We start from the raw sequence: 22,223 nt of genomic DNA on the forward strand, positions 1-22,223 counted from the left end.
CGCGCCGAGCGGCGGATTGCGATGCCGAGCCCCGCGTCATCGTATAGGAAAGGGAGCCCATGGCGACGTGTCCCCACCTCCGACGCGCGCGCGCGGCCGCGCTGCCGGCGCTCCTTGGCCTCAGCCTGCTCCCCGCCGCCGCCGCGGCGCAGCCGGCGGCGTCCGGAGAGACGCCCGCCGACCCGCTGTTCGCGCCCAGATCAGCCGTGCGGCGCAGCGGGCTCGCCGCGGGCATCGCCGGAGGCCTGGCGCTCGGGAGCGCCGCCGGCTTCCAGAACGACGTCCAGAAGATCGGATTCCAGCGTCATTACACCGAGACCGGCGTCGGGATCGGCGCCGGAGGCTATGTCTGGATCGGCGGCGCGCTCGCGGACTGGCTCACGTTCGGCGCGGCCTTCGGCGGACACGGCCTGAGCGCGGCGGAGCACGCCTCCCTCGCCGGCGGGTTCATGCTCCACACCGAGGTCTTCCCGCTCTTCTCGCTCGCGGATCGGTGGAGGGACGTCGGCGTCACCTTCGACGCCGGCACGGGCGTCGCGTACACGACCGCCGACGCCGACGGCGCCGAGGTCATCGACGGCGCCCTGCCGGCCCGCATCGGAGGCGGCGTGTTCTACGAGGGGATCCGGCTCTGGAAGGTGGCGATGGGCCCATGGCTCTACGCCGACTACACCTGGAGCACGTCCGTCCGCCAGCCAGGGTTCTACCTGGGGTGGCGCACCGCCCTCTACACCGGGCCCTGACCGGACGGCGGCCTGGTCCTCGACGCCGCGGCGCTGAGCTCGAGCGGGCTCCGCCGCGCCTGCGCGTCCCCCTCCGGGAGCGCCAGCGTGAGCCGGACGCCGCGCCGGATGAGCTGCATCGCCACGTACGACGCCATGCCCACCAGGATCCTCCGGCCGATCTCGCGGGACACGCTCGGCTTGCCGCGCGGCGCCACCCACTCCGGGTGCCGCCAGAAGCGCACGAGCGCGCGGAGGCGCTCGCCGCCCAGCCGCTCGCTACGCGCGCGCGCCTCCTTGATCAGCGCGATCGCCGCCGCGCCGCCCGCGATCGCGAGCAGGAGCCCGCCGGCGAGCACCTCGGGGCCGTGCCGGCGCACCCGCGACCGCACGTCGACGAGCGCGTGGCGCCGCCGATCGAGCGCCTCGATCGTGTGCATCAGCCGATCGCGCAGCTCGTCCGCCCTGCGCTCGAAGTCCGCGCGTTGACCGTTCAGCCCCTTCATACGAGCTCCCGGACCAGCCGGACGTCCGCCCCGAGGCGGCCCCGGGTCCTCTCGAGCGGCCTCCTCGGCGCGCGCTGGTAGCCGACCACGCCCACCACGATCGCCAGCGCGATGAACGCGAGCCCGATCAGCAGCGCCGGCAGCGGCTCCGGCGCGATCGCCAGCGCGATCGCGACGAGCACCAGCGCGACCCCGAGGAGCGCCGCGGCCGCCGCGGCGCCGAGAGCGACGCACGACGCCTTCGCCCGCGCGATCTCCTCGTTCATCTCGTCGCGCGCCAGCGCGACCTCGACCTGCATCAGCTCCCTGGCCTCGGCGATCGCCTCCTTCACGAGATCTGCCGTCGAGCTCTCCGGCCTGGGATCCACCTGCCTCATGGGACACCTCTTCGCCTCGCGGCGTGAACGCGCTCGGGGGCGGCGCAGGCAGCCAGCGGCGCGCGGGTCACCACCGAGCCCCCGCCACCGACTGCGCCACGCCACCCTCGCCGTGCGTCGCTGTGCATACAGCGCGCCAGCCCCATCCTCGCGGAGGCACGGGCGCTGCGCGGCCCTCGCGGACGCGCGCGGCGCGGCCGCGGCGGCCGCCCGTCCCCCCGGGCGGCGGGCGATCAGGGCAGGACGCCGGAGACCACGCGCTCGTGCCCGCCGTAGTCGAGGTGCCTCGAGACGCCGCCGAACCCCGCCGCGGCGAAGAGCTCTGCCACCGCGCCCGCCTTGCCGGCCTCGACCTCCATGGCCAGCACCCCGCCGGCGGCGAGCAAGGCCGGCGCGCCCGCGACGATCCGGCGCGCGAAGACGAGGCCGTCCGGGCCCCCCGCGAGCGCGAGGTGGGGCTCGTAGCCGCGGATGTCGATCTGCAGCGCGGCGACGTCCTCGTCCGGAATGTACGGTGGGTTCGCGGTGATCAGGTCGTAGCGAAGGCCGGACGGCACGCCGTCGAAGAGATCCGAGCGCAGGAACCCCGCGTTGACCGCGCCGAGGCGGAGCGCGTTCTCGCGGGCGACGGCGAGCGCGCCGTCCGAGATGTCGACGCCGAGGACGCGGCTGGTCGGCCGCTCGCACGCGAGGCTGATAGCGACGCAGCCGGACCCGGTGCACAGGTCGAGCACGCGCGCGGAGAGGGCGAGGTGCCTCGTCCGGGCGAGGCCGACCTCGACAAGGATCTCGGTGTCGGGGCGGGGGATGAGCACGCGCGGATCGACGCGGAACGGGCGGCCGTAGAACTCCCGCACACCGAGGAGATAGGCGACCGGCTCGCCGGCGCGGCGGCGCTGGTGCAGCTCGCGGTAGGCGGCGAGCTCGGCCCGGTCGAGCGGCCGCTCGGCGTCGATGAGCAGCCCGACGCGATCGATGCCCAGCACCTTGCCGAGCAGGAGCTCGGCGTCGAGGCGCGCCGAGGACGCGCCGCGCTTCTTCAGGTCGCCCGTGGCCCAGGTGATCACGCGCCGGATCGTCCAGGCCTCGCTCTGCTGCTCGCCTTCGGACATGGTCACGGGAGCGGGGCGGCGGCGACGGCGTCGCGGACGGCGGCGGTGACGACGGCCTCGACCTCGGCGCGGGCCGCGTCGCGGTCCGCGACGGACCGCCCCTCGAACCGCAGCACCAGGATCGGGCCGGTGTTGGAGGCGCGGCAGAGGCCCCAGGCCCCGCCGCCGAAGTCGATGCGCGCGCCGTCGATGTCCACGACCGGACGGGCGCGGCGGAAGTGCTCGGTCACGCGGCGGACGACCTCGAACTTCACGGCGTCGGGGCAGTCGACGCGGATCTCGGGGGTGGCGAAGGTCTCCGGCACGTCGGCGAGCAGCTCGCCGAGGGGCCGTCGCGCCCGGGCGACGATCTCGAGCAGGCGGACCGTCGCGTAGATCGCGTCGTCGAACCCGAACCACCGATCGGCGAAGAACATGTGCCCGCTCATCTCGCCGGCGAGCAGGGCGCCCTCCTCTTTCATCTTGGTCTTGATGAGCGAGTGGCCCGTCTTCCAGAGGATGGGGCGCCCGCCGCGCGCGGCGATGTCGGCGTAGAGCGTCTCGGAGCACTTCACCTCCCCGAGCACGGCCGAGCCGGGGCGCTCCGCGAGGAGCGCGCGCGCGAACAGGAGCAGCAGCTTGTCCCCCCAGAGCACCTCGCCGCGCTCGTCGACCACGCCGATCCGATCGCCGTCGCCGTCCCACGCGACGCCGAGCGCGGCGCCGGTCGCGAGCACGCGGGCGCGGAGCGCCTCGAGGTTCTCGGGCACGGTCGGGTCCGGGTGGTGGTTCGGGAAGAGGCCGTCGATGTCGCAGAAGAGCGCGTCCGGCGCGAAGCCGAGCGCCTCGAGCGTCCGGACGCCGAGCGGGCCGGCCGCGCCGTTGCCGGCGTCGATCACGAAGCGGACGTCGGTGCCGGGCAGGCGGGCCGCGGCGCGCACCGCCGCGATGTAGTCCTCCGTGAGCTCGACCTCGGTGAGCGCGCCCCGCGCCGCCGCGGCGCTCCGGCCATCGGCGCCCCCCTCCTCGATGAGGTCGGCGAGCGCCTGGATGTCCTCGCCGAAGAACGAGGCCTTGCCGCGCATGAGCTTGAACCCGTTGTCCGGCGCCGGGTTGTGGCTCGCCGTGATCATGATCGCGCCGTCCGCGTGGAGGTGGTGCGCCGCGAAGTAGAGCAGCGGCGTCGGCCCGACCCCCGCGGAGATCACGTCGGCGCCGCCCGCGAGCAGGCCCTCCGTGAGGGCGGAGAACAGCCGGTCGCTGGAGAGGCGGCCGTCCCGGCAGACCGCCACCTCCGGCCGAGCCCGGCGAGGAGGCGCCCCCGCGGCGAGCTCGCGGCCGAGGAGCAGGGCGAACGCGGCGCCGAGCTCGCGCGCGAGCTCGCTCGTGAGGTCGCGCTCGGCGGCGCCGCGGATGTCGTACTCGCGGAAGATGTGTCGGGGGACCTTCATGGACCAGGCAGAGGAGCGCGCGGCGCCCGCGCTGCAAGGCGGGCCGGCGCCTACGACGCTCTGACACGGCGCAATCGTGGGCGAAACGAAAAACGCCGCCCGCGCAGCGTGGGCTCGCCGGCTCGTCGTCGCGATCGCCGCGGCCTCGCCGCGCCGTCACCGCGATCACGCCCCCTCGCCTCGCCGACATCGCGATCGCGCCGCCGCGCCGCCGCCTCGCCGGCTCACGGATTGCCTTCCTGGCCGCCGGGCGGGTAACTTGGGCGCGTGGAGCCCAGGACCACATGATGACGCGCGCACAGAGGACCGGTCTCGCTGCCGTGGTGGCCCTCCTCGCCTGCAGCAACGCCGCCCGTGCGGCGGAGCCGTCGCCCACCGCCCTACCGATCACCGTCGTCGTCCTCCGGACAGACGACGCCTACGACCAGGCCGGCGCGCTGACCCAGGCGCTCCGCTCCGCCATCAAGGAGGCCCCGGGGTGGTCGGTCCGCGAGGAGGATTTCTCGCTCGAGGTCCTGACGCTCTCCCTCCAGTGCGACGATCGTCCCGACGCGGGCTGCCAGGCCCGCATCGCCGACCAGATCAAGAGCGACCGCTACATCTGGGGCATGCTCCGCAGGAGCGACACCGAGGTCGAGGGCGAGCTGCACCTCTGGACCCGCGGCAAGCCGGAATCGAGCGTGCCGGTGAAGTACAGCGCGAACCTCACCGAGGCCAACGACGAGCCGCTCCGCAAGATCGCCACGCAGGCGATCGCGACGCTGACCGGCGGGCCGCCGAGCGGGGCTCTCCGCGTGAGGACGGGCGCCGCGCAGGCGAGCGTCTTCATCGACGGAAAGCCCGCCGGCAACGTGCACAACGGCGAGGCGACCTTCACGGTCACCGCCGGGCCGCACGACGTGCGCGTCAAGTCGGCCGGCTTCCTCGATTCCCAGGCGTCGGTCGTGGTCCTGCCCGTCGCCACGACGGACGTCGCGCTCAGCCAGATGCCAGCCGAGTCGACGCAGACCAACTGGAAGCGCATGGGCGGGTTCATCGGCCTCGGCGCGGGGGCGGTGTTCGGCTCCGTCGCCGTCATCAGCTCCGTCCAGGTCGCGAGCATCCAGAGCGACGCGCGGTACGTGGCCTATCGAGGTCTGTTCACGGAGAACGTCGAGGACGTCTGCGCGCTCGAGAACCGCAGGGCCATCCAGGACGACTTCACCGCCGACGCGAAGACGGCCCGCAAGGGCATCGAGCTCTGCGAGAGGGCCGACACGTTCATGGCGCTCCAGTACGTCTTCTACCCGCTGGCGGTGGCGTCCGCGGGTGTCGGCGCGTACCTGCTCGTGACGAGCGACGGCCAGACCGCGGAGCGCGCCGGCTGGAGCGTGCAGCCCAGCGTCGGCCTCGGCGGCGGCGGCGTCGACGTGACGTACCGCTGGTGAGCTCTGCCTCGCTGCCCGCGATGACGGGGGGACGACCGTGCGGGTGATCGCCGGCCGGCTCGGCGGGCGGAGGCTCGCCGCGCCGCGCGGCGAGGGCACGCGGCCGACGGCGGACCGCGTGCGCGAGGCGCTCTTCTCCTCGCTCGGCGACGTCACCGGCGCGCTCGTCTGCGACCTGTACGCCGGCACCGGCGCGCTCGGCATCGAGGCGCTCTCGCGCGGCGCGCGGCGCGCGGTCTTCGTCGAGAGCGGCCGCCCCGCGCTCGCCGTGCTCCGCGAGAACCTCGCCGCGCTCGGCCTCGACGAGGCGGCGCGGGTCGTCCCGCTCCCCGTCGAGCGCGCGCTCGATCTGCTCCGCGACGAGGGCCCCTTCGACCTCGCGCTGCTCGATCCGCCCTACGCCGTCCTGGCCAAGGCCGCCGCGGCGGCCGCGCGCCTCGCCGGCCCGCTCGGCTTGCTCGCCCCGGAGGGGCGCCTCGTCCTCGAGCACGCGCGCCGCGATCCCTCCCCGGAGATCGCCGGGCTCACCTGCACCGCGAGCCGCGCCTACGGTGACACCGCGGTGTCGTTCTACGCGCGCTGAGCCGCCTGCGCGCGCCAGCCACGCGCGCTGAGCCGCCTGCGCGCCAGCCACGCGCGAGCAGCCCTCCGCGCGGCGCTGTCGTGTTCATCCGGGGCGCATCCAGTTTCCTGGCGCGCTTCCCTGCCCGCCCTTGTAGACTCGCCCCCGCCGGACGCGCCCGCGTCTCGGCTCCGGCGCACGACGGTCCCGCCGAAGCGGCCGGACCTCGCGCGTCTCTCCGGGAGGACTTCTCAACGTGTCCGCATCGATGCCTCCGTCATCCCAGCAGATCCCGGGAAAATCCGGCGGCCCTGGGCCTTACATCGCAGGAATGGTCGTCCTTGCTGCGCTCATGGCGGGCCTGCTCTACTGGAAGCTGCGCCCGGAGCCGGCCGCGCCGCCTGCCGCGCCGACCGCCGCTGTCCCCGCCGAGAAGAAGCCCGCGGAGCCTCCGCCGCTGTTCGCGCCCCCGCCGCCGCCGCCCGTCGAGGAGGTCGAGGACGCCGGCGTGGACGCCGGCAAGGTCGCGTCGGGGCAGGGCCCGGCCACCACCGGCAAGTCGCCTTGCTCCGGCAAGTGCGGCGACGGCGCGACCTCGCCCGCGCTCGACTCCGCCGTCCTGGGGCTCGCTCGCTCGGCGCAGGGTTGTTATAACCGCGCGCTGCGCACCTCGGAGGTCTCCGGCAAGCTGACGGTGAGCGTGCAGGTCGCCTCCAACGGCGCGGTGTGCAGCGCCTCGATCCTCAACGACACGGTGGGCTCGGGCGAGATTGCGTCTTGCGTCCTGGGACGTTTCCGCGGCAAATCACTGCCTCCGCCGCAGAGCGGATGCGTCGTGGTGAACGTTCCGATCAACTTCACCATCAAGCAATAGGAAGCAGCCGATGCGAACGCTCCCCCCCCGGATGGCCAGCTTGCTCCTCCTCGCGCTCGCGCCGCTCGTCCTGCAGAGCGCCGCGTGCCACGTCGATGAAGGAACCACGGCGCTCTGCGACAACAACCTCGACGCCGACCAGGGAATCGAGAACGATCCGGACGGTTGCTATCAGCTCCCGGCCTGCGTGGTGAATGGCCAGCTGGCGGCCCCTGAGGAGTGCTGCAAGAACGCGGAGGGCCTCGTCAACCCGGAGTGCGTCAAGGGGTATGCGTCGCGGACCTCCTCGGCCAGCACGGGCGGCGACGGCGGCTCGGACGGCGACGGGGGAGGCGGCGGTGCGGGTGGTGCCGGCGGCGCGGGTGGTGCCGGCGGCGCGGGCGGCTCGGGCGGCGCGGGCGGCGCCGGGGGGAGCGGCGGCTAGGCCGCGCGCGTCGATCGCGCCGTGGCGAGGAGCGCCGCTTCGAGCCGGGGGATCCTGCTCTCGGTCGCCTACGATGGGCGCCCGTTCGCGGGCTTCGCCCGCCAGCGCGACCAGCGCACGGTCTCGGGAGAGCTGCTCGGCGCGCTGCGCGTCATCGACCCCGGCATCCGCGAGATCCGCGGCGCGAGCCGCACCGACGCGGGCGTCCACGCGCGCGACCAGCGGGTCGCCTTCGACACGACGGCGCCGCTGCCGCCGCGCGGCTGGGTCCTCGCGACCGCGCGCCACCTCCCGGAAGAGATCGTGATCCGGCGCGCGGCCGTGGTGCGCCTCGGGTTCTCGCCGCGCTTCGAGAGCCTCCGCAAGCGCTACCGCTACCTGGTCCTCCGGGATCTGGTCCGCGACCCGTTCCTCAGCCGTCGCGCCTGGCGGGTCGAGGGCATCACGGACGAGGCGATCGAGCGGGCGCGCGCCGAGGCGCTCGCCGCGAAGGGCACCCACGACTTCGCCGCGTTCCGGACGAGCGCGGACGAGCGGACGACCACGGTGCGGACGCTGTACGGCGTCGAGCTGTCGCTCGATCCCGCGGACCCGCGCGTCGTGCGGATCGACGTCGAGGGGAACGCGTTCCTGCACAACATGGTGCGCATCCTGGTCGGCACCTTGATGGACGTGGCGCGCGGCCACCTCGCGCCCGGCGCGATCGCGCGCGCTCTCTCGTCGCTGGACCGGCGCGACGCAGGGATCACGGCGCCGCCGGACGGGCTCTATCTCGAGCGCATCCACCTGCGCGACGACGGGCAGGAGGCGTGGCCGGCGGGGCCTTCCGACGGAGGCTCGGCGGACGACGCCGCGCCGATGGACCTCGACGCGCTGGCGGAGAGCGCCCCCGAGGAGTGACGCCGCCCGTCGCCGCGCGTCACACAGAATCCACCGCGGACGCATGGACGGCACGCGCTCGCCTTGGTAGCACAGCGACGTGCACGTCGGACTGGACCGCCTCCCGGATCTTCCGCAGCTCCAGCGCCTCCGTTCGACTCGCCTGGGGGTCCTTGCGCACCCGGCGAGCGTCGATCGCGAGCTGACCCACATCGCCTTCGTCCTCGAGCGCCTCCGCGTGCGCCCGCGCCTCTTCTTCGGCCCGGAGCACGGCTATGGCGGCGAGGCGCAGGACATGGCGACGGTGATGAGCAGCGTCGACGCGCGCTCCGGCGCGGGCATCGTCAGCCTGTACGGCGAAAGCTTCGAGGATCTCTCGCCTTCCGCGGCGGATCTCGCGCAGATCGACGTGCTCCTCATCGATCTCGCCGACGTCGGCGCGCGGTACTACACGTTCGTCTGGACGGCGCTCCTCGCGCTGCGGGCGGCCCACGCGGCGGGCGTGCACGTCGTGCTGCTCGACCGGCCGAACCCCCTCGGGGGCGCGGCGGAGAGCGTCGAGGGCGCGACGCAGGCGCCGGGGTTCCTGTCGTTCGTGGGCCTGGAGCCGGTGCCCATCCGCCACTCGCTCACGGTGGGCGAGCTGGTCGCGCTCTTCGCGCGGCGCGAGGGCATCCCGCTCGGCGACGTCGCCTGCGGGCTGCAGGTCGTGGCGGTCGAGGGTCATCGCCGGGAGGCGCTCGCGTCCGGGTGGGATCGCCCGTTCGTCTTGCCGTCGCCCAACATGCCGACGACGGACACCGCGCTCGTCTACCCGGGCGGCTGCCTGCTGGAGGGGACGAACCTGTCGGAGGGCCGCGGCACGACGCGCCCGTTCGAGATCGTCGGCGCCCCCTGGCTCGACGGCCGCGATCTCGCCGCGCGCCTCGCGTCCACGGCGCTGCCGGGCTTCGTCGCGCGGCCGCTCACCTTCCGGCCCACCTTCCAGAAGCACGCGGGCAAGATCTGCGGCGGCGTCCAGATCCACGTCACCGATCCGCGCGCCTTCCGCCCTGTCGCGACGTACGTCGCGCTCATCGCGTTCGCCTGCAGGCAGCAGCCCGAGCAGTTCCGCTTCCGCACCGAGCGGTACGAGTACGTCGACACGATCCCGGCCTTCGATCTGCTCACCGGCTCCGCTGCCGCGCGCCTCGCCATCGCGGCCGGCGAGGATCCGCTGGCGATCGCCATGGAGGTGTCGCGCGCGGATCCGGCCTGGCCCGAGGTGATGCGGGAGGCGCAGGCGGCCGTCTCCGCCTGCTGAGCGCCGCCCGCGCGGCTCAGCGATCGTAGCGGTCGTACGGCTCCTGCCGGGAGGCGGCGCCGGTCGAGTACCTCGTGGTGAGGGCGACGAGCACGAGCGCGAGCCCGGTGACCACGAAGAAGGTCCGCGCCGGGAGCTCGGCGGAGAACCCGAACAGCCAGGGCGACGCGAGCAGCGCGGCGGCGAGGGAGGTCTCCAGCGCGCCGTGCACCGAAAACGGGATCATCCTGGCGGCGCCGAGCGGCTGATCGGACAGCAGCGTCACGACGAGGTGCGCCACGGCGGCGACGTAGCAGACCGCCGTGGGCACCGGATCGAGGCGGAGCGCGAGCGGCGCGAGCGCGAGCAGGACGACGACCGCGTAATCGACGTATCCATGATGGCGGGGAGATAGAAGCTTCATCGGTGCCTCCTTGGAGGAGCTCCCCTCACCCGGTGCATCGCATGTGCCGGTGAGCGGCTGTCGGCGCGCGCGCCCCGGCCGCTCCGGAACGCAGCGCCGGCCAGGATCAGGGTGGTTGTCGCTCGCCCGGGACGGGCAGGAGGGGTGCTCGTCGTGCTCACATGAAGGGAGCGGAGGGCGCGAGTGAACCCGATCCGGCACGGAGCGGGGCAGGGTGGCTCACGGGAGCGCTGGACCCTTCACGCTTGCTCTCACCGAGCGCGCAGCCCCGAGAGGGCCTCTCCGGAGTCCAGCGCGCGTCGCCGTCACCTCGCGCACGTTCGAGACACACCGTGTCTCCGAGGCCTCGATTTTCAGGATCTCCTGGCCGCGGGCGGAGCTCCGCTCGCCGCCGAGCCCGAGGCCCCGGAGCGCGTCGCCGAGCCCCCCGCGGATCCGGCGCTCAGCCCGTCGACAGGAGCTCATCGAGCACGGCCCCGTACTCGTCGAGCAGCGGGTGCGGCGGCAGGCCGCGGCACATCGCGCGCAGCTCTTCGAACCTCGCGATCTGCATGTCCCTGCCGCGCTTGAACATCGACCACGGATCGCCGTGCTCGCGCGCGCAGACGATGATCGACTGGAAGTTGTCTATCTTGTCAGCCAGCGTGATCGCCTGCGCTTCCCAGGGCTTCTTCGGGAACGCCTCGAGATAGAGCCGCTTGCGGTCTTCCCAGGGCAGCGCCCTGTCCTGCTCGGTCACGTGGCGGACGAGCGTGGCGACGCGATCACCGAAGCGCTGGCTCAGCTCGTCGAACGTGACGCCCTGGTCCTCCATGGCGTCGTGCAGCGCGCCGGCCGCGACGACCTCGTCGTCGAAGCCGTGGCGCGCGAGCAGGACCGCCACGCCGGCGAGGTGGCTGATGTAGGGGACGTCGGCGTTCGGATACTTGCGCTTCTGGGCTCGATGCCAGACCGCCGCCTGGTCGAGCGCACGCTTGAGGAGGGTGCCCATCGCGATGTCCCGCCAACCATAGCCGCTCGGCGTCCAGAGCGCAGGCGCCCGAGCGCCCCCTGTGCCGTCCAGCAGGTCCTCCGTCCGGATCGGACCCCGCGCCGTTCGAGGCTCGCCCTCGAAGGCCGCGGCGGTTCGAGCGCCCGGCGTGCCACGAGCTCGGTGAGCGGCGTGCGCCGAGCGCGCTCGCTGCGCGGCGGGCAGGCGCCACGAAGGGCGCGCCGGGCGAGGTGTGCGGCGCGCCGCCGCATCGCCGGCGATCCCGCGCTGCCGGCCCGGGCGCCCGCCTCGCGCCAGCGCGACGGGGCGCCGGAGCGGTCGCGCCGTCGCGCTGGCCATTCGCGAGGGTGGCTGGAGCGACCGACCCTGGAGTCGGACCGCATCGCGCCGGGGCCGCCGCGACGACATGGGTTCTCCCGGCCCTCTCTGCGGCTCGACGGTCCCTCTCTTTACAGTCGTCCGGCGGGCAGCGCGGGATATGCGCTCTTCGACGAGGTCGACTTCGCCCGCGCGGCACGGCCCGCTCGCGGCGGCGTCGCTGCGATGAAGCGCGCGCCGCCTGCGCGCGATCGCCTCTCGTTCGTTCAGCGGATCGGGAAATGCGCTGGGGGTGGCGCGGAATGGTCGGGGAAAATGGTCGGGGAATGGTCCGGGGAGGTGCGCGCAAGTCCTACGAACATGCGGACGACGTCGCTCGTTGTTCAAGACTCCGCACTTGCCGACCTGTATACTCATCCGCGACAGCGTCTTATATCGTCATGCGAAACCCGCCGATGCAGGGTGCCACCTCATGAGACTTTGGCCTCTCCGTTCGCTTGCCACCGCGCTGGCCGCCCTCGTCGTCGTCCCTCTCCTTCCCGCGCCTGCGCACGGGCAGGACGCGCCGGTCAACCCCGGAGGCATGGCCCTGAGCCGCTTCGTGCCGGCGCCGGCCGGGGACCGCATGTTCAGCGTGCCGTCGCCGTTCGTGGCAGGGCACCTCACACCGCACGTGATGCTGCTCGCCGATTACGCGAGCAACCCGCTGGTCCTGCGGCGCGAGCGCGACGGCGCCGAGATCGGCGCGGTCGTCAGCGATCAGCTCACGTTCCGCCTGGGCGCGTCGCTCCCGCTCTGGAACAAGCTGAGCGTCGACCTCGATGCGCCGCTCACCGCGCTGCAGTCCGGGGACAGCCCGAGCGGCGGCGGCCAGCAGTTCCCGTCGCCGAGCGGCGCGGCGCTCGGCGACGTGCGGCTCGGCGCGCGCTTGCAGCTCCATGGTGCGTACCATGACCCGTTCCAGCTCGCCGTCGGCGCCTACCTCTGGTTGCCGACCGGCGCGGACGACTCGTTCGTGAGCGACGGGAGCATCCGGGCGATGCCGTACGTCGCGGCCGGCGGCCGCATGGATCGGCTCGTCTGGTCGACCGCGCTGGGCACCGAGGTCCGGCGCTCCCAGTCGTTCGGCGGCGTGGCGCAGGGGACGATGCTCACGCTGGGCGGCGGCGTCGGGTTCCTCGCGCTGGACGGCCGGCTCCAGGTGGGGCCGGAGCTCAGCGCCGCGATGGTGCTCGAGGACATCAGCAGTCGCTCGACCAACGCGGAGCTCCTCCTCGACGCGAGGTATCGATTCCTGCCCTTCATGGAGGCGGGCATCGGCGTCGGGCCGGGGATCACCTCGGGCATCGGGACGCCGGACGTGCGCGCCGTCGCGATGGCCGCCTTCACGCCGGAGCAGCCGACCGACCAGGACAGGGACGGCATCGGCGACCCCGAAGACGCGTGCCCGAGCGTGCCGGGCGTGCGCAGCGGCGACCCGAAGAAGAACGGCTGCCCGCCGCCGCCGGACCGCGACGCCGACGGCATCGTCGACGCCGAGGACGCCTGCCCCGTCGTCGCCGGCGTGCGCAGCGACGACCCGAAGAAGAACGGCTGCCCGCCGCCGCCGGACCGCGACGCCGACGGCATCGTCGACGCCGAGGACGCCTGCCCCGCCATCGCCGGCGTGCGCAGCGACGACCCGAAGAAGAACGGCTGCCCGCCGGACCGGGACGACGACGGCGTGGCCGACGCCGAGGACGCCTGCCCCGACGTCAAGGGGGTCCGCTCGAAGGATCCGGCGAAGAACGGCTGCCCGCGCGACACCGACGGCGACACGTTCCGCGACGACACGGACGCCTGCCCGAGGGAGAAGGGCTTCGCGGATCCGGACCCGGAGAAGCACGGCTGCCCGAAGGCGGTGCGCGTGACCGAGAAGCACGTGGTGATCCTCCAGCAGGTGCAGTTCGACACGGACAAGGCCACCATCAAGCCGGTGAGCGATCCGCTGCTCGACGAGGTCGCCGAGGTGCTGAAGGAGCACCCGGAGATCGTGCTCATCGAGATCCAGGGTCACACCGACAACCGGGGCACGGTGGAGCACAACAGGATCCTGTCGCAGAACCGCGCCAACTCCGTCATGGCGGCGCTGGTCCGCCGCGGCATCGATTCGACGCGGCTGACGGCCCAGGGCTACGGCCGGGAGCAGCCCATCGACGACAACGCGACGGAAGCCGGGAGGCAGCGGAACCGGCGAGTCCAGTTCAACATCATCAAGAAGGCCGCGTACAAGCCGCAGGCAGAGACCGGAGAGGATTGATGAGAAAGCAGTTGAGCATCACGGGGCTCGCGTCCCTCACGCTGATCGGGCTCACGACCGCCAGCGCGACGGCCGAGCCCAAGCTGCGTGTACAGGTCGATCAGCAGGGCGACTTCGCCCTCATCGGGAGCTCGATCGGGCAGGAGTGCCGCTCCGCGACGCCGAGGCCCACGGAGGGCACGATGGGCGCCTGCGGCCAGTCGACCGTCGAGTCGGGGCCCGATCTCTTCTGGCGGTCCGACTCGCCTGCTGACGGCAGGGCGGAGGCGAGCCTCGATATCACCCCGGAGATGGCGCGCACGACCGCGGTGCTGACGCTGCCCGAGGGGGCGGCGGTGACCCACGCGTTCCTGTACTGGGCCGCGCGCAACACCGCCGGCGCCGATCCGGAGGTGGAGCTCCACCACGCGGGCGGCTACGACGGCACGGTGACCGCCATCGACTCGGTCGAGACGGTGATCAACCAGGGGAAACCCAACGAGTCGCACAACTACCAGTCCGTCGCCGACATCACCTCGATCGTGAAGGAGAGCGGCGCCGGGGCCTACCGGGTGGGCGGCGTGGACGTCGTCGACGTGAGGGACAGCGACGACGACGTGGTCTTCGTGGCGTGGTGGATGGTGGTGTTCTACGAGGCGCCGAGATCGCCGATGCGCAACCTCGCGCTGTTCGACGGGCTCGACCGGGTCTCCGACGTGGGCTGGCAGCAGGTCGAGCTCTCGGGCTTCAAGGTGCCCGACGCCGGCTTCGTGGCGAAGCTGGGCATCGTCGCGTTCGAGGGCGACAACTCGAACACCGGTGACAGCGTGTTCTTCAACCCCAAGAACCCGGGGAAGCCCGATCTGGCCGAGGCGCTGAGCGACGAGCTGAACCCCGCCGACAACTTCTTCAACAGCACCCGTTCGGCGCTCGGAAAGGCGGTGTCGGTGGAGGGCGATCTCCCGAGGATCCCGGGCACACCTCAGAGCATGTCGGGGGTCGACATCGACATCGTGGACGTCAGCGCGAAGCTCACGCCGGGGGACGATCGGGCCACGCTCGTCGCCACGAGCAGGGACGAGCTCTATTTCCTCGCGGGGTGGGTGACGTCGATCTCCAACTATGGGCCTGATTTCAGCAAATCGAGCAAGGTGGCCACGGACCTCGGCGGGCTGCCGACCTACCGCGGGGACGCCGTCGAATACCGCATCACGGCGACGAACACGGGCAATGACGAGGCCGTGGGCGCGGTGCTGACGGACGCGCTGCCTGCTGGGGTGACGTTCGTCCCCGGCTCGCTGTCGATCGTCGACGGGCCGAACGCCGGTCCCCAGACGGACGCGCCTGGCGACGACCTCGGGGAGTACGATCCCGCGACGCGGACCGTCACGTTCTGGCTCGGGAATGGGGCGGACGGCGCGCAGGGCGGGAGCATCCCTGTCGACGGCAGCGTCACGGTGCGCTTCGAGGTGACGGTCGACGCGGACGCGCCGGACCTCATCAAGAACCAGGCGAAGATCGCCGCGGCGGGCGCGTTCGGCGCGCCGGTCAGCGACGATCCGACGGACGGCAACGGCGACGCCCCGGGCGCGCCGCCGACCGAGGTCGCCGTGGTGCCGGAGTCTTTCTACGCGGCCGGCAGCGGCATGCTCGGCCCCTGCGCGGCCAGCCCGCGAGGCCGGGATGGGAGCGCCGGCTGGCTCGCGGGGCTCGCGCTGGCCGGTCTGCTCTGCCGGCGGCGCAGGGGGTAGACGTTCACCGCCGCGTCAGCGCTCGGCCAGCGCGTCGTCGAGCGTGGGCGCGGTGAGCACACGCTCGGTCCAGCCTTCGATCTGCGCGGCGTCGGCGGCGCGGATGCGCGCCTCGATCGGCTGCGGCAGCTCGCCGAAGCGCAGCCGGAGCTGCTTCAGCAACGTGCTCCGCTGCCCCTCGAGCCGGCCCTCTCGCTCGCCCGCCAGCCGGCCCTCCCGGCGCCCCTCCTCGCGAAGGTAATCTGCGATGGTCACGATCTCCTCCTCGGCATCCGGTCCCGCCGCCACGAGCAGCCTCGGCAGCAGCTTGTCGGGCTCGCGCGGGTCGGCGATGCTCAAGATATACCGCCACACGCGCACGAGCGCAGCCCCTCCGTCGGGCGCCCGACGCACCTCCTGGACCACGTCGCGCCACGCCGACAGGCGCTCCACCAGATCCTCGGGATCGCGCGCATGCCGGAAGCACCACAGCACCAGCCGCCCCAGCGCCGTCATCGCCCGCGCGCGCAGCGCCGCGTCCGTCTCCTGGCTGATGTCGTCCAGCACGAAGCGGAACTGCGGCACATACTCGGCCATCAGCGCCAGCGTTTCCGGCGGCACCTCCAGCAGATCCTGGAACGAGACCGCCGCGCTCCAGCCACCCTCGCTGTGATGCAGCACCACGGGCAGGATCGCCGGGAGGAGCGTCGCCCTCGGGTGGCGCTCCAGGTAACCTTGCCAGATCCGCACCATGTACGTGAGCAGCCGAAACGCCATCAGCGGGTGCGTCGTGCTCTGATGCTCGAAGAGCACGTAGATGAACAGCGACGCTCGCTCCAGCCTGACGGTGAAGAGCAGATCGCTGTGGCTCGCGGCGAGCGCCTCGTCGATGAAGCTGCCAGGTTGCAACGCCAGCGACGCGAAGTCGATGCGGGCCGCCAGGGCTGCAGGCAGCGCCTGGCGCAGCGCCCCGGCCGCGTGCTCCGGCTGGCTGAACGTGGACTTGAACAGGGCGTCATGAGGGGTGGGTGTCATCGTTCACCACCGCCGCCGGCGCGCACCTTGGCAGCGAGCTCGCCGAGCTCACGCATCTCCCGCTCGTCACGGCCGATGGCGATCGCATAGGCCCGGAGCTCCGCGTTCTCGAGAAAGGCACGGCAGACCTGCGACGCGTGCAGCTCGCTGGCGCGCATGCTGACGAGCGCGACCCACCACGCGATGACGTCTGCCTTGCTCTCTGCAAGGACACCATCCCACGCGTCCTCGGTGAGCACCGGGGATCCGTCGGCCAGCATCCGTACGAGCAGACGCTTCCCCTGTTCCGCGTCGTCGAGGGCCTCCGCGATCTTCGAGTTCCCGCCACGGAGGCCCGCGAGCACCGTCATCACACTCCACGCCATCGCCCGCACCCAGGTTCGCTGGTTCGGGCCCATCGCATCCGCAGAGCGGAGCACCGCACCCCCTCGATCGAGCGCCAGCCCCAACCCAGGAGGCGCGGCTGCCACGCCGAAAGGAGCGCGAGCGTCTCGTCGTAGGTGGCTGCCCACTCGGCCTCGTCGATGCCTCGCGGATCGATGTCGAGAATCACGTGCACGCCCATGGGTCGATCCTCCTGGCCGGCGGGTGCAACCGGCCGTCGTGATGGGGCAAGCGCCTCCGCGGCGCGGAAGGACAAGCATCGGTCTTGCACCGCCCGATACGGCGTCGGCGGCGCGCCGTCTCTGAGGCCGATTCGCTAGCAAGTCGCAGACAGGTTGACCATGAGAAAGAAATCTATTTTTGGACGCGATTCATGAGATGGCATCGAGCGGTGTCGCGCAATTACGACAAGGCAAACCATCTCATCTCTCAATCGTCCCTCACACGCGCCCGTGCTTCTGGCCCAACCTGGGTCGGTTGCCTCAGGCCAACGTTGCCGTCCCGCAGGCCAACGGAAGGAGTGGGTGCCATCGGGTGCCCCCGAAGACGCCGCACCGGCGACGTGGCTCCACCCATGAATTACGGGGATATCTGCCGAGTGATTTGGGATTGCGCCGAACAGGCGCTTTGCTCGCCATGCCCGGGAACCGTCCCCCTGGACCGCACCGTGGCTGCCGCCCGAGCCGCTCGGCCCTGGTCACGAGCACCGCCCATGTCGCCTCCTCCTCCCGGTGCAGACGATCTTCATCTCCCGCATCTCGGAGCTCATGGCTCTCCTCGAAGCCGCCCCCCCGGCTCACGGCTCTGCCACCGAGGCCATGCGAGCGCCGCGTGGAGTCTGGTGCCGCTCGGAGCCGACCTGGAACGCCAGCTCTGCGCGGCCCCGCTCCTCGCTGGCGATCACGAAAAAGACCGAAGCTCCGGGCGCGCATCGGAGGTCTTCCCGCGCCGCTGGCAGAGACCTTGGTGCGCGCGTCAGAAGCCTCCCGGCGCGCAACGCAGGCTCTGCGCGCGACAGGAGCCCTCGGCCCCGCTGCCGCGGGCCCTCGCGCTTGAAGAAAGCCCTCCAGCACGCCGCGAGGGCCACTCGCGGGAGCGCCCGTGCTCGGGCCGCGATCAGTTGATGGTGAAGGACTTGCTGACGGAGACCGAGCCCCCGCCGAAGGCAGGCACCCGCGCGCCGCGGAACAGCCTGGCGACGCAGCCGCCGACGCTGGTCCCGGCGAAAGGCGCCCCCTGGACTTCGGCCGACGTGACGCTGCCGCTCGGCGCGAAGGTGACCTTGACCCTGCCGGTCCCGGTCGGTCCGCCGGCCTTCTTGCAGCTCTTGGCGGAGCCAGCGGCCGCGCCGAGCGCCGAGCTCGCGGCGCCACGGTTGAACTCGGCGCCTCCGGACGCCGCCGGCTCCGGCTTCGATGCCGCCGGCTTCTCCGCCGCGGCGGCGGGCGCGGACGCCGGCTTCTCCGCCGCGGCGGGCGTCGCCGCGGCGGGCGCCGCGGCAGCGGGCGTCGCGGCGCTCGGGGCCTCGGCGCTGGCGGTGGGCTCCGCGGACGGCGCCGCCGTCTCCGCCGTGGACGGCGTTGCGGCCGCAGCGGTCTCGGCAGGCGGCGGCGCCGGCGTCGCCGTCTGCGCAGGGCTCGGCACCTCGGCGGGGGCGGTGTTCGCCTGCTCCGGCGTGACCGTCGACGCCTCTTGCGTCGGCGACTGCATGAAGAAGAAGGCGACGCCGCCAATCAGCACGACCGCGGCGATCGCGGCCGCGATCAGACCCGTGCGGCCCTTCTTGGTCGAGGCCTCCGGCGCCGTGAGCGGAGAGAGCGACGAGAGCGACGCGGGCGGCACCGACGCCTTGGACGGAAGCGACATCGAGGGAGGCGGCCGCGAGTCCGTCACCGGCGCCAGCAACGGCGGCGGCGCGAGCATCGGCGCGGAGGCGATGGCGCCGCCGCCGAGGTTCAGCAGGTCGTCATAGCCGGCTCGACCGTTGTTCTTCGAGGGGCGGTTCGAGGGACGCCGGCCCGACGGGAGCTCGTCTTCTTCCTTCTGCTTGGCCGCCGCCGCGTTCTCGGTCGCGGTGAGCGCCGAGAGCGAGAAGAGGACCGAGTTCTCGTTGCGCTCGCCCACCTGGCGATCGAGGCCCGGCGGCGGGGCGGACCCGGCGGGGTCCTCGGCGCGCTCCGCGGCGCTGAAGACGTCGACCGCGGCCCCCCGGGCCGCGCGACGCGCAGCCGCTGGCGCCGGTGCGCCGCCTGGGGCCGGCGCCGCGGCCGCTGGGCTCGCCGGCGCCGCAGCCGCTGGGCTCGCCGGCGCAGCAGCCGCTGGACTTGCCGGCGCAGCAGCCGCTGGACTTGCCGGCGCCGCAGCTTCCGGGACCTTCGCCGATGCGACGGCTGCAGGCGCCGGGGTCGCGGCCCCCGCTTGGTTCAGGGCGCGCCGCGAGTCCTTCATGACCACGGTCCCCTCGGGCCCGAACCTGAGCCCAGCAGGCGCCGGAGCCGTGGGGACCGGCACAGCTGCGGCGGCAGGCGCCGGAGCGGCGGCCGGCGCGGAGACCGCTGCGGGCGGAGGCGCCGCTGCGGCCGCCGGTGCAGCTGCAGCAGGGACGGCCGCGGCAGCGGGCGCAGCGGCAGCGGGCATGGGCGTCGCGATCGCGGGCGCAGCGGCAGCGGGCGCCGCCGCGGCGACGGCTGCTGCGGGCGCGGGCGCCGCGTCTTCCTGCGAGGAGAATCGCTCCTTGAGCTCCGGGACGCTGGCGATCGGCAGCCAGTCGCCCATCCCGTCCTTCCACACGTACGTGTCGTTGCTCAGGCCTCCGCGCGCGTACTCGGCCACGAGCTCGGCGGTCGTCATGGTCCGCTCGTCGCCCTCGGCGACGTTGACGGTCCACGTGTCGGGCGCCGCCGCCGCGGGCGCGCCGCCCACGTCGGCCACGAGCTTCGCCTCGGCGTCATCCGACAGGTCGCCCTGCTGCTCCACGGTCGCGTCCTGCGGTGCGGCCGGGGCAGCCTCATTCGCGCCGTGGACCACCATCGAGTGGTTGCACTTCTTGCATTTGATCTTGACCGTCTTGCCGGCGACTTTCTCGTCGGCAATCGTGTACTTGGCCTGGCACGACTCACACGTAATCTTCATGCGACTGTCGCCCTTCCCGTTCCGGCATGCGGGCATGGGTTCAACGACCACACACGCGCACGATCACGCGGCCCGGTCGGTCGACGCAGAATAGCGGGACGGCGCGAGGCCGATCAAGGCGGCGACTTCTTTTATGATCGCCGCCGGCGCAGCGCCGCGCGATGACGCAGCGCGCGTCCACGTCCTCGCGCAGCGCGCGCAGTGTGGCGCGATCAATTGAGCAGCAGCAGCTGCGTGCCGTCCTTCCCGCAGAACATCGCCTCGCTCGGATAGCGGTCGCCGCAGGTTGGGCAGATCTTTCCACGAGCCCGCAGCGTCGGCCGGACCGGCGCCGCGGCTGGCCCTGCGGCGCCCGCGAGCGAGGCCCCCGAGGGCGCCGGCGCGCCCTCGGCGCCTGCGCTGTCGCGCTCGCCGGCGGCGCCGGCCGTGGAGGCCGGGCCTTCCACGTCGCTTCCTGTCCGCCGGCGGCCTCGGCGGAGCAGGATCAACCCGGCAAATCCGAGGCAGGCCGCGACCCCGCCCACGATGGCCACGAACAGGTTCTTGCGCTGGCGTCCCAGGTCCTCGCCCGAGGTCGTGCGCCCGCCGATGGTGCCGGCCGCGATCACCACGACGGCGGCCTGCTCGCTCTCGCCGGCATCGTTGAGCCCGCTCGCCGCGAGGAGCGCGTCGTAACGATCGGGGCTCGTCACCTCGATCGCGACGGTCACCCCCTTGCCGGCGACGGACGCGACGAGGCCGAGCGCCCCCTCGCCCGCACCGGCGCCGAGCGAGAGGGCGCCTGTCGCGTCGACCGCCGCAGCGGAAGCGAGCGGCCCCGGCGCGATCGACCACGTGGGCCTCGTCGGGAGCGCGCACCCCTCCGCATCCATGACCAGCGCGCGGAACTGAAAGCGTTCGCCCGGCCGCATGAGCTTGCGCGACGGCGTGACCTCGAGGCGGGCCGGGTCGCCGGGGGCGTCGCAGGTGCGCGACGCCGCGGGCTTCTTCTCGGCTGCGGCGGGCGCCGCGGGCGGAGCGCTCACGACCGGCGGCGGAGCGCTCGCCACCGGCGGCGGGGCGCTCGCCGCGGGGGGCGCTTCGCCCTCGCGCCGGACGAGCGAGTAGGTCCGCGTCCTCGTGACGGACGCGCTGCAGGTCGTGTCCTGGATGATGAACTGGTACTGCCCCGTCTCCACCATGTTGATGCTGGCGTCGGTCGCCTGGGTCGTGGTGGTGACCACGGCCCGGCGGGGATCGCTGGCCGGCGTCGTGCAGCGGGTCTGCCAGGAGCGCGCGTTGCCAGACGCCGAGTGCTTGCTCCGCGCGAGCCCGGGCATCTGCTCCCAGCACTCGGCGGTGCTCCACGACCGTCCGGCGCCCGAGATCGAGAGCTCCGAGCCGTGCTGCTGGATCTGCACGGCGCCGCCCGGGGCACCCTGCGGGCGAGGCCTGGGCCCGCACGCCTGCCCCCAGGCGGAGACCGACCACTGTTCAGTGAGGGCGCTCGCGGTCCAGGACCCGCTCAGCGTCGGCAGGTCCTGCGCGGCGCCGGCGCGAGGGATGGCGACGGCGAGAGCAATGGACGCGAGCGACGCGAGCGACGCGAGCGACGCACGGCGAAGCGCGTGGAGCAGGGCCGACGAGGCGAGCAGCGGGCGTCGCACAGGCGAACCGTAGCAGCGCCCGCGCGCGGGCGGCAGCCGGCAGGCTCGAAGCGCCGCCCGCGCGGTGCCGTGCGGCGCGAGCTGCGCGAGGTGCCAGACCGCACAGCGAGCGGCGGCGCGGCCCGCTCGTTCAGCCACCGCGTCCCGCGCCCGACCATCGACCAACCACCGCGTCCAGGGCGGCGGGGCGCCCGCGGGCCCGAGGCGCAGGTCCCCGGCGTGCGTGAGCGACGAGCAAACGAGCAAACAAGCAACGCGTGACACGCAACCGCCCGGGGCCACCCTCACAAGCGCCCGAGAGCAAGAGCCGTACAAAATGCTCACGCCGCGAAAAAGGATCTGGACAGGCAAAATAAAGATTCGTTACATTGAAAAATGGTCCCGTGCGCATTCTGCATCAAATCTCGTCAGGCACTCCCGCGTACCTGATCCGATCCTGCTCGTCCCTCGACCCCTGCGACGGGTCGGAGAGGGCCGCTGAGCGTCGCCGCACGCCGCCGAACGTCCAAGCGCGCCCCAAGCGAACCGCGAGCTGCGCGCCGACCGTCGAGCCGGCGAGTGCTCTGGCCATCGAACTCGATGCGCCAGACTGCGCTCGTCTTCGCGGACCGCGAGCAGACCGTGAGCAGCCCAAAAGCGTCACCGCACGACCCAAAATTGTCACCGTGCAACTCGACACTTTTCTCGCAC

The 22,223-nt window shown here is 73.0% G+C and carries 19 protein-coding genes; 9 read left to right on the top strand and 10 right to left on the bottom strand.

Annotated features, from left to right (window positions below):
* The first annotated feature begins 59 nt into the window (after positions 1-59).
* Positions 60-743: a hypothetical protein gene (locus WME82_RS43210; protein WP_438040058.1), complete on the top strand. Its 684-nt coding sequence runs from the start codon at positions 60-62 to the stop codon at positions 741-743.
* Here the strand turns inward: WME82_RS43210 and WME82_RS43215 are convergent.
* The 4 genes from WME82_RS43215 to WME82_RS43230 form a co-directional block, all read right to left on the bottom strand.
* The gene (locus tag WME82_RS43215; protein WP_438040059.1) at positions 728-1,228 is read right to left on the bottom strand and encodes a hypothetical protein; all 501 of its coding nucleotides are present in this window, start codon (positions 1,226-1,228) and stop codon (positions 728-730) included. The two genes, WME82_RS43210 and WME82_RS43215, sit on opposite strands and share 16 nt — an antisense overlap.
* Positions 1,225-1,605, bottom strand: a complete 381-nt coding sequence (locus tag WME82_RS43220) for a phage holin family protein (protein WP_438040060.1) — start codon at positions 1,603-1,605, stop codon at positions 1,225-1,227. Before WME82_RS43220 ends, WME82_RS43215 begins: the two co-directional genes overlap by 4 nt.
* A 233-nt stretch (positions 1,606-1,838) precedes the next feature.
* Positions 1,839-2,717 carry a peptide chain release factor N(5)-glutamine methyltransferase gene (gene prmC, locus WME82_RS43225; protein ID WP_437742351.1) on the bottom strand — a complete coding sequence of 293 codons (879 nt, stop codon included), beginning with the start codon at positions 2,715-2,717 and terminating at the stop codon, positions 1,839-1,841.
* Positions 2,718-2,719: 2 nt separating this feature from the next.
* Positions 2,720-4,147 carry a phosphomannomutase/phosphoglucomutase gene (locus WME82_RS43230; RefSeq protein WP_438040061.1) on the bottom strand — a complete coding sequence of 476 codons (1,428 nt, stop codon included), beginning with the start codon at positions 4,145-4,147 and terminating at the stop codon, positions 2,720-2,722.
* A 284-nt stretch (positions 4,148-4,431) separates the two neighbouring features.
* Here WME82_RS43230 and WME82_RS43235 point away from each other — a divergent pair, with 284 nt between their 5' ends.
* From WME82_RS43235 to WME82_RS43260, 6 genes are all read left to right on the top strand, one after another.
* Positions 4,432-5,574, top strand: coding sequence for a hypothetical protein (locus tag WME82_RS43235; RefSeq protein ID WP_438040062.1), 1,143 nt, complete (start codon positions 4,432-4,434; stop codon positions 5,572-5,574).
* A gap of 37 nt (positions 5,575-5,611) precedes the next feature.
* Positions 5,612-6,157 carry a 16S rRNA (guanine(966)-N(2))-methyltransferase RsmD gene (gene rsmD, locus WME82_RS43240; protein ID WP_437742354.1) on the top strand — a complete coding sequence of 182 codons (546 nt, stop codon included), beginning with the start codon at positions 5,612-5,614 and terminating at the stop codon, positions 6,155-6,157.
* A gap of 310 nt (positions 6,158-6,467) precedes the next feature.
* Complete coding sequence (locus WME82_RS43245) at positions 6,468-7,010, top strand: AgmX/PglI C-terminal domain-containing protein (protein ID WP_438040063.1); 543 nt, start codon at positions 6,468-6,470, stop codon at positions 7,008-7,010.
* A 10-nt stretch (positions 7,011-7,020) separates the two neighbouring features.
* Entirely contained in the window at positions 7,021-7,434 is a 414-nt protein-coding gene (locus tag WME82_RS43250; RefSeq protein WP_438040064.1) for a hypothetical protein, read from the top strand.
* Between the two features lie 21 nt (positions 7,435-7,455).
* Positions 7,456-8,334 (top strand): tRNA pseudouridine(38-40) synthase TruA, encoded by an 879-nt coding sequence (gene truA, locus WME82_RS43255; protein WP_437854327.1) that lies wholly within the window; start codon positions 7,456-7,458, stop codon positions 8,332-8,334.
* Between the two features lie 79 nt (positions 8,335-8,413).
* Entirely contained in the window at positions 8,414-9,616 is a 1,203-nt protein-coding gene (locus WME82_RS43260; RefSeq protein ID WP_438040065.1) for an exo-beta-N-acetylmuramidase NamZ family protein, read from the top strand.
* A 16-nt stretch (positions 9,617-9,632) separates the two neighbouring features.
* Here the strand turns inward: WME82_RS43260 and WME82_RS43265 are convergent, their stop codons facing one another.
* Both WME82_RS43265 and WME82_RS43270 read right to left on the bottom strand, forming a co-directional pair.
* On the bottom strand, positions 9,633-10,019 hold the full coding sequence (locus tag WME82_RS43265; protein WP_437854331.1) for an SPW repeat domain-containing protein: 387 nt from the start codon (positions 10,017-10,019) through the stop codon (positions 9,633-9,635).
* 442 nt (positions 10,020-10,461) lie between these two features.
* On the bottom strand, positions 10,462-11,010 hold the full coding sequence (locus tag WME82_RS43270) for an HD domain-containing protein (protein ID WP_272102011.1): 549 nt from the start codon (positions 11,008-11,010) through the stop codon (positions 10,462-10,464).
* A 790-nt stretch (positions 11,011-11,800) separates the two neighbouring features.
* On the opposite strand from WME82_RS43270, the gene WME82_RS43275 reads away from it, so the two are divergent.
* Both WME82_RS43275 and WME82_RS43280 read left to right on the top strand, forming a co-directional pair.
* The gene (locus WME82_RS43275; RefSeq protein WP_438040066.1) at positions 11,801-13,627 is read left to right on the top strand and encodes an OmpA family protein; all 1,827 of its coding nucleotides are present in this window, start codon (positions 11,801-11,803) and stop codon (positions 13,625-13,627) included.
* Positions 13,627-15,357, top strand: a complete 1,731-nt coding sequence (locus tag WME82_RS43280) for a DUF3344 domain-containing protein (protein WP_438040067.1) — start codon at positions 13,627-13,629, stop codon at positions 15,355-15,357. The genes WME82_RS43275 and WME82_RS43280 overlap by 1 nt, the downstream gene beginning before the upstream one ends.
* 15 nt (positions 15,358-15,372) lie before the next feature.
* Here WME82_RS43280 and WME82_RS43285 read toward each other — a convergent pair whose 3' ends face one another.
* The 4 genes from WME82_RS43285 to WME82_RS43300 all read right to left on the bottom strand — a co-directional run bounded on the left by WME82_RS43285 (position 15,373) and on the right by WME82_RS43300 (position 21,533).
* Entirely contained in the window at positions 15,373-16,371 is a 999-nt protein-coding gene (locus WME82_RS43285) for an Rpn family recombination-promoting nuclease/putative transposase (RefSeq protein WP_438040068.1), read from the bottom strand.
* Entirely contained in the window at positions 16,368-16,736 is a 369-nt protein-coding gene (locus WME82_RS43290; protein ID WP_438040069.1) for a hypothetical protein, read from the bottom strand. Before WME82_RS43290 ends, WME82_RS43285 begins: the two co-directional genes overlap by 4 nt.
* Before the next feature lie 1,135 nt (positions 16,737-17,871).
* Positions 17,872-19,887, bottom strand: a complete 2,016-nt coding sequence (locus WME82_RS43295; RefSeq protein WP_438040070.1) for a zinc-ribbon domain-containing protein — start codon at positions 19,885-19,887, stop codon at positions 17,872-17,874.
* A gap of 212 nt (positions 19,888-20,099) precedes the next feature.
* Complete coding sequence (locus WME82_RS43300; RefSeq protein WP_438040071.1) at positions 20,100-21,533, bottom strand: hypothetical protein; 1,434 nt, start codon at positions 21,531-21,533, stop codon at positions 20,100-20,102.
* Positions 21,534-22,223: the final 690 nt, after the last annotated feature.

This window comes from Sorangium sp. So ce128, from assembly GCF_051525245.1.
In the GTDB taxonomy this organism is placed as follows: Bacteria; Myxococcota_A; Polyangia; order Polyangiales; family Polyangiaceae; genus Sorangium; species Sorangium cellulosum_B.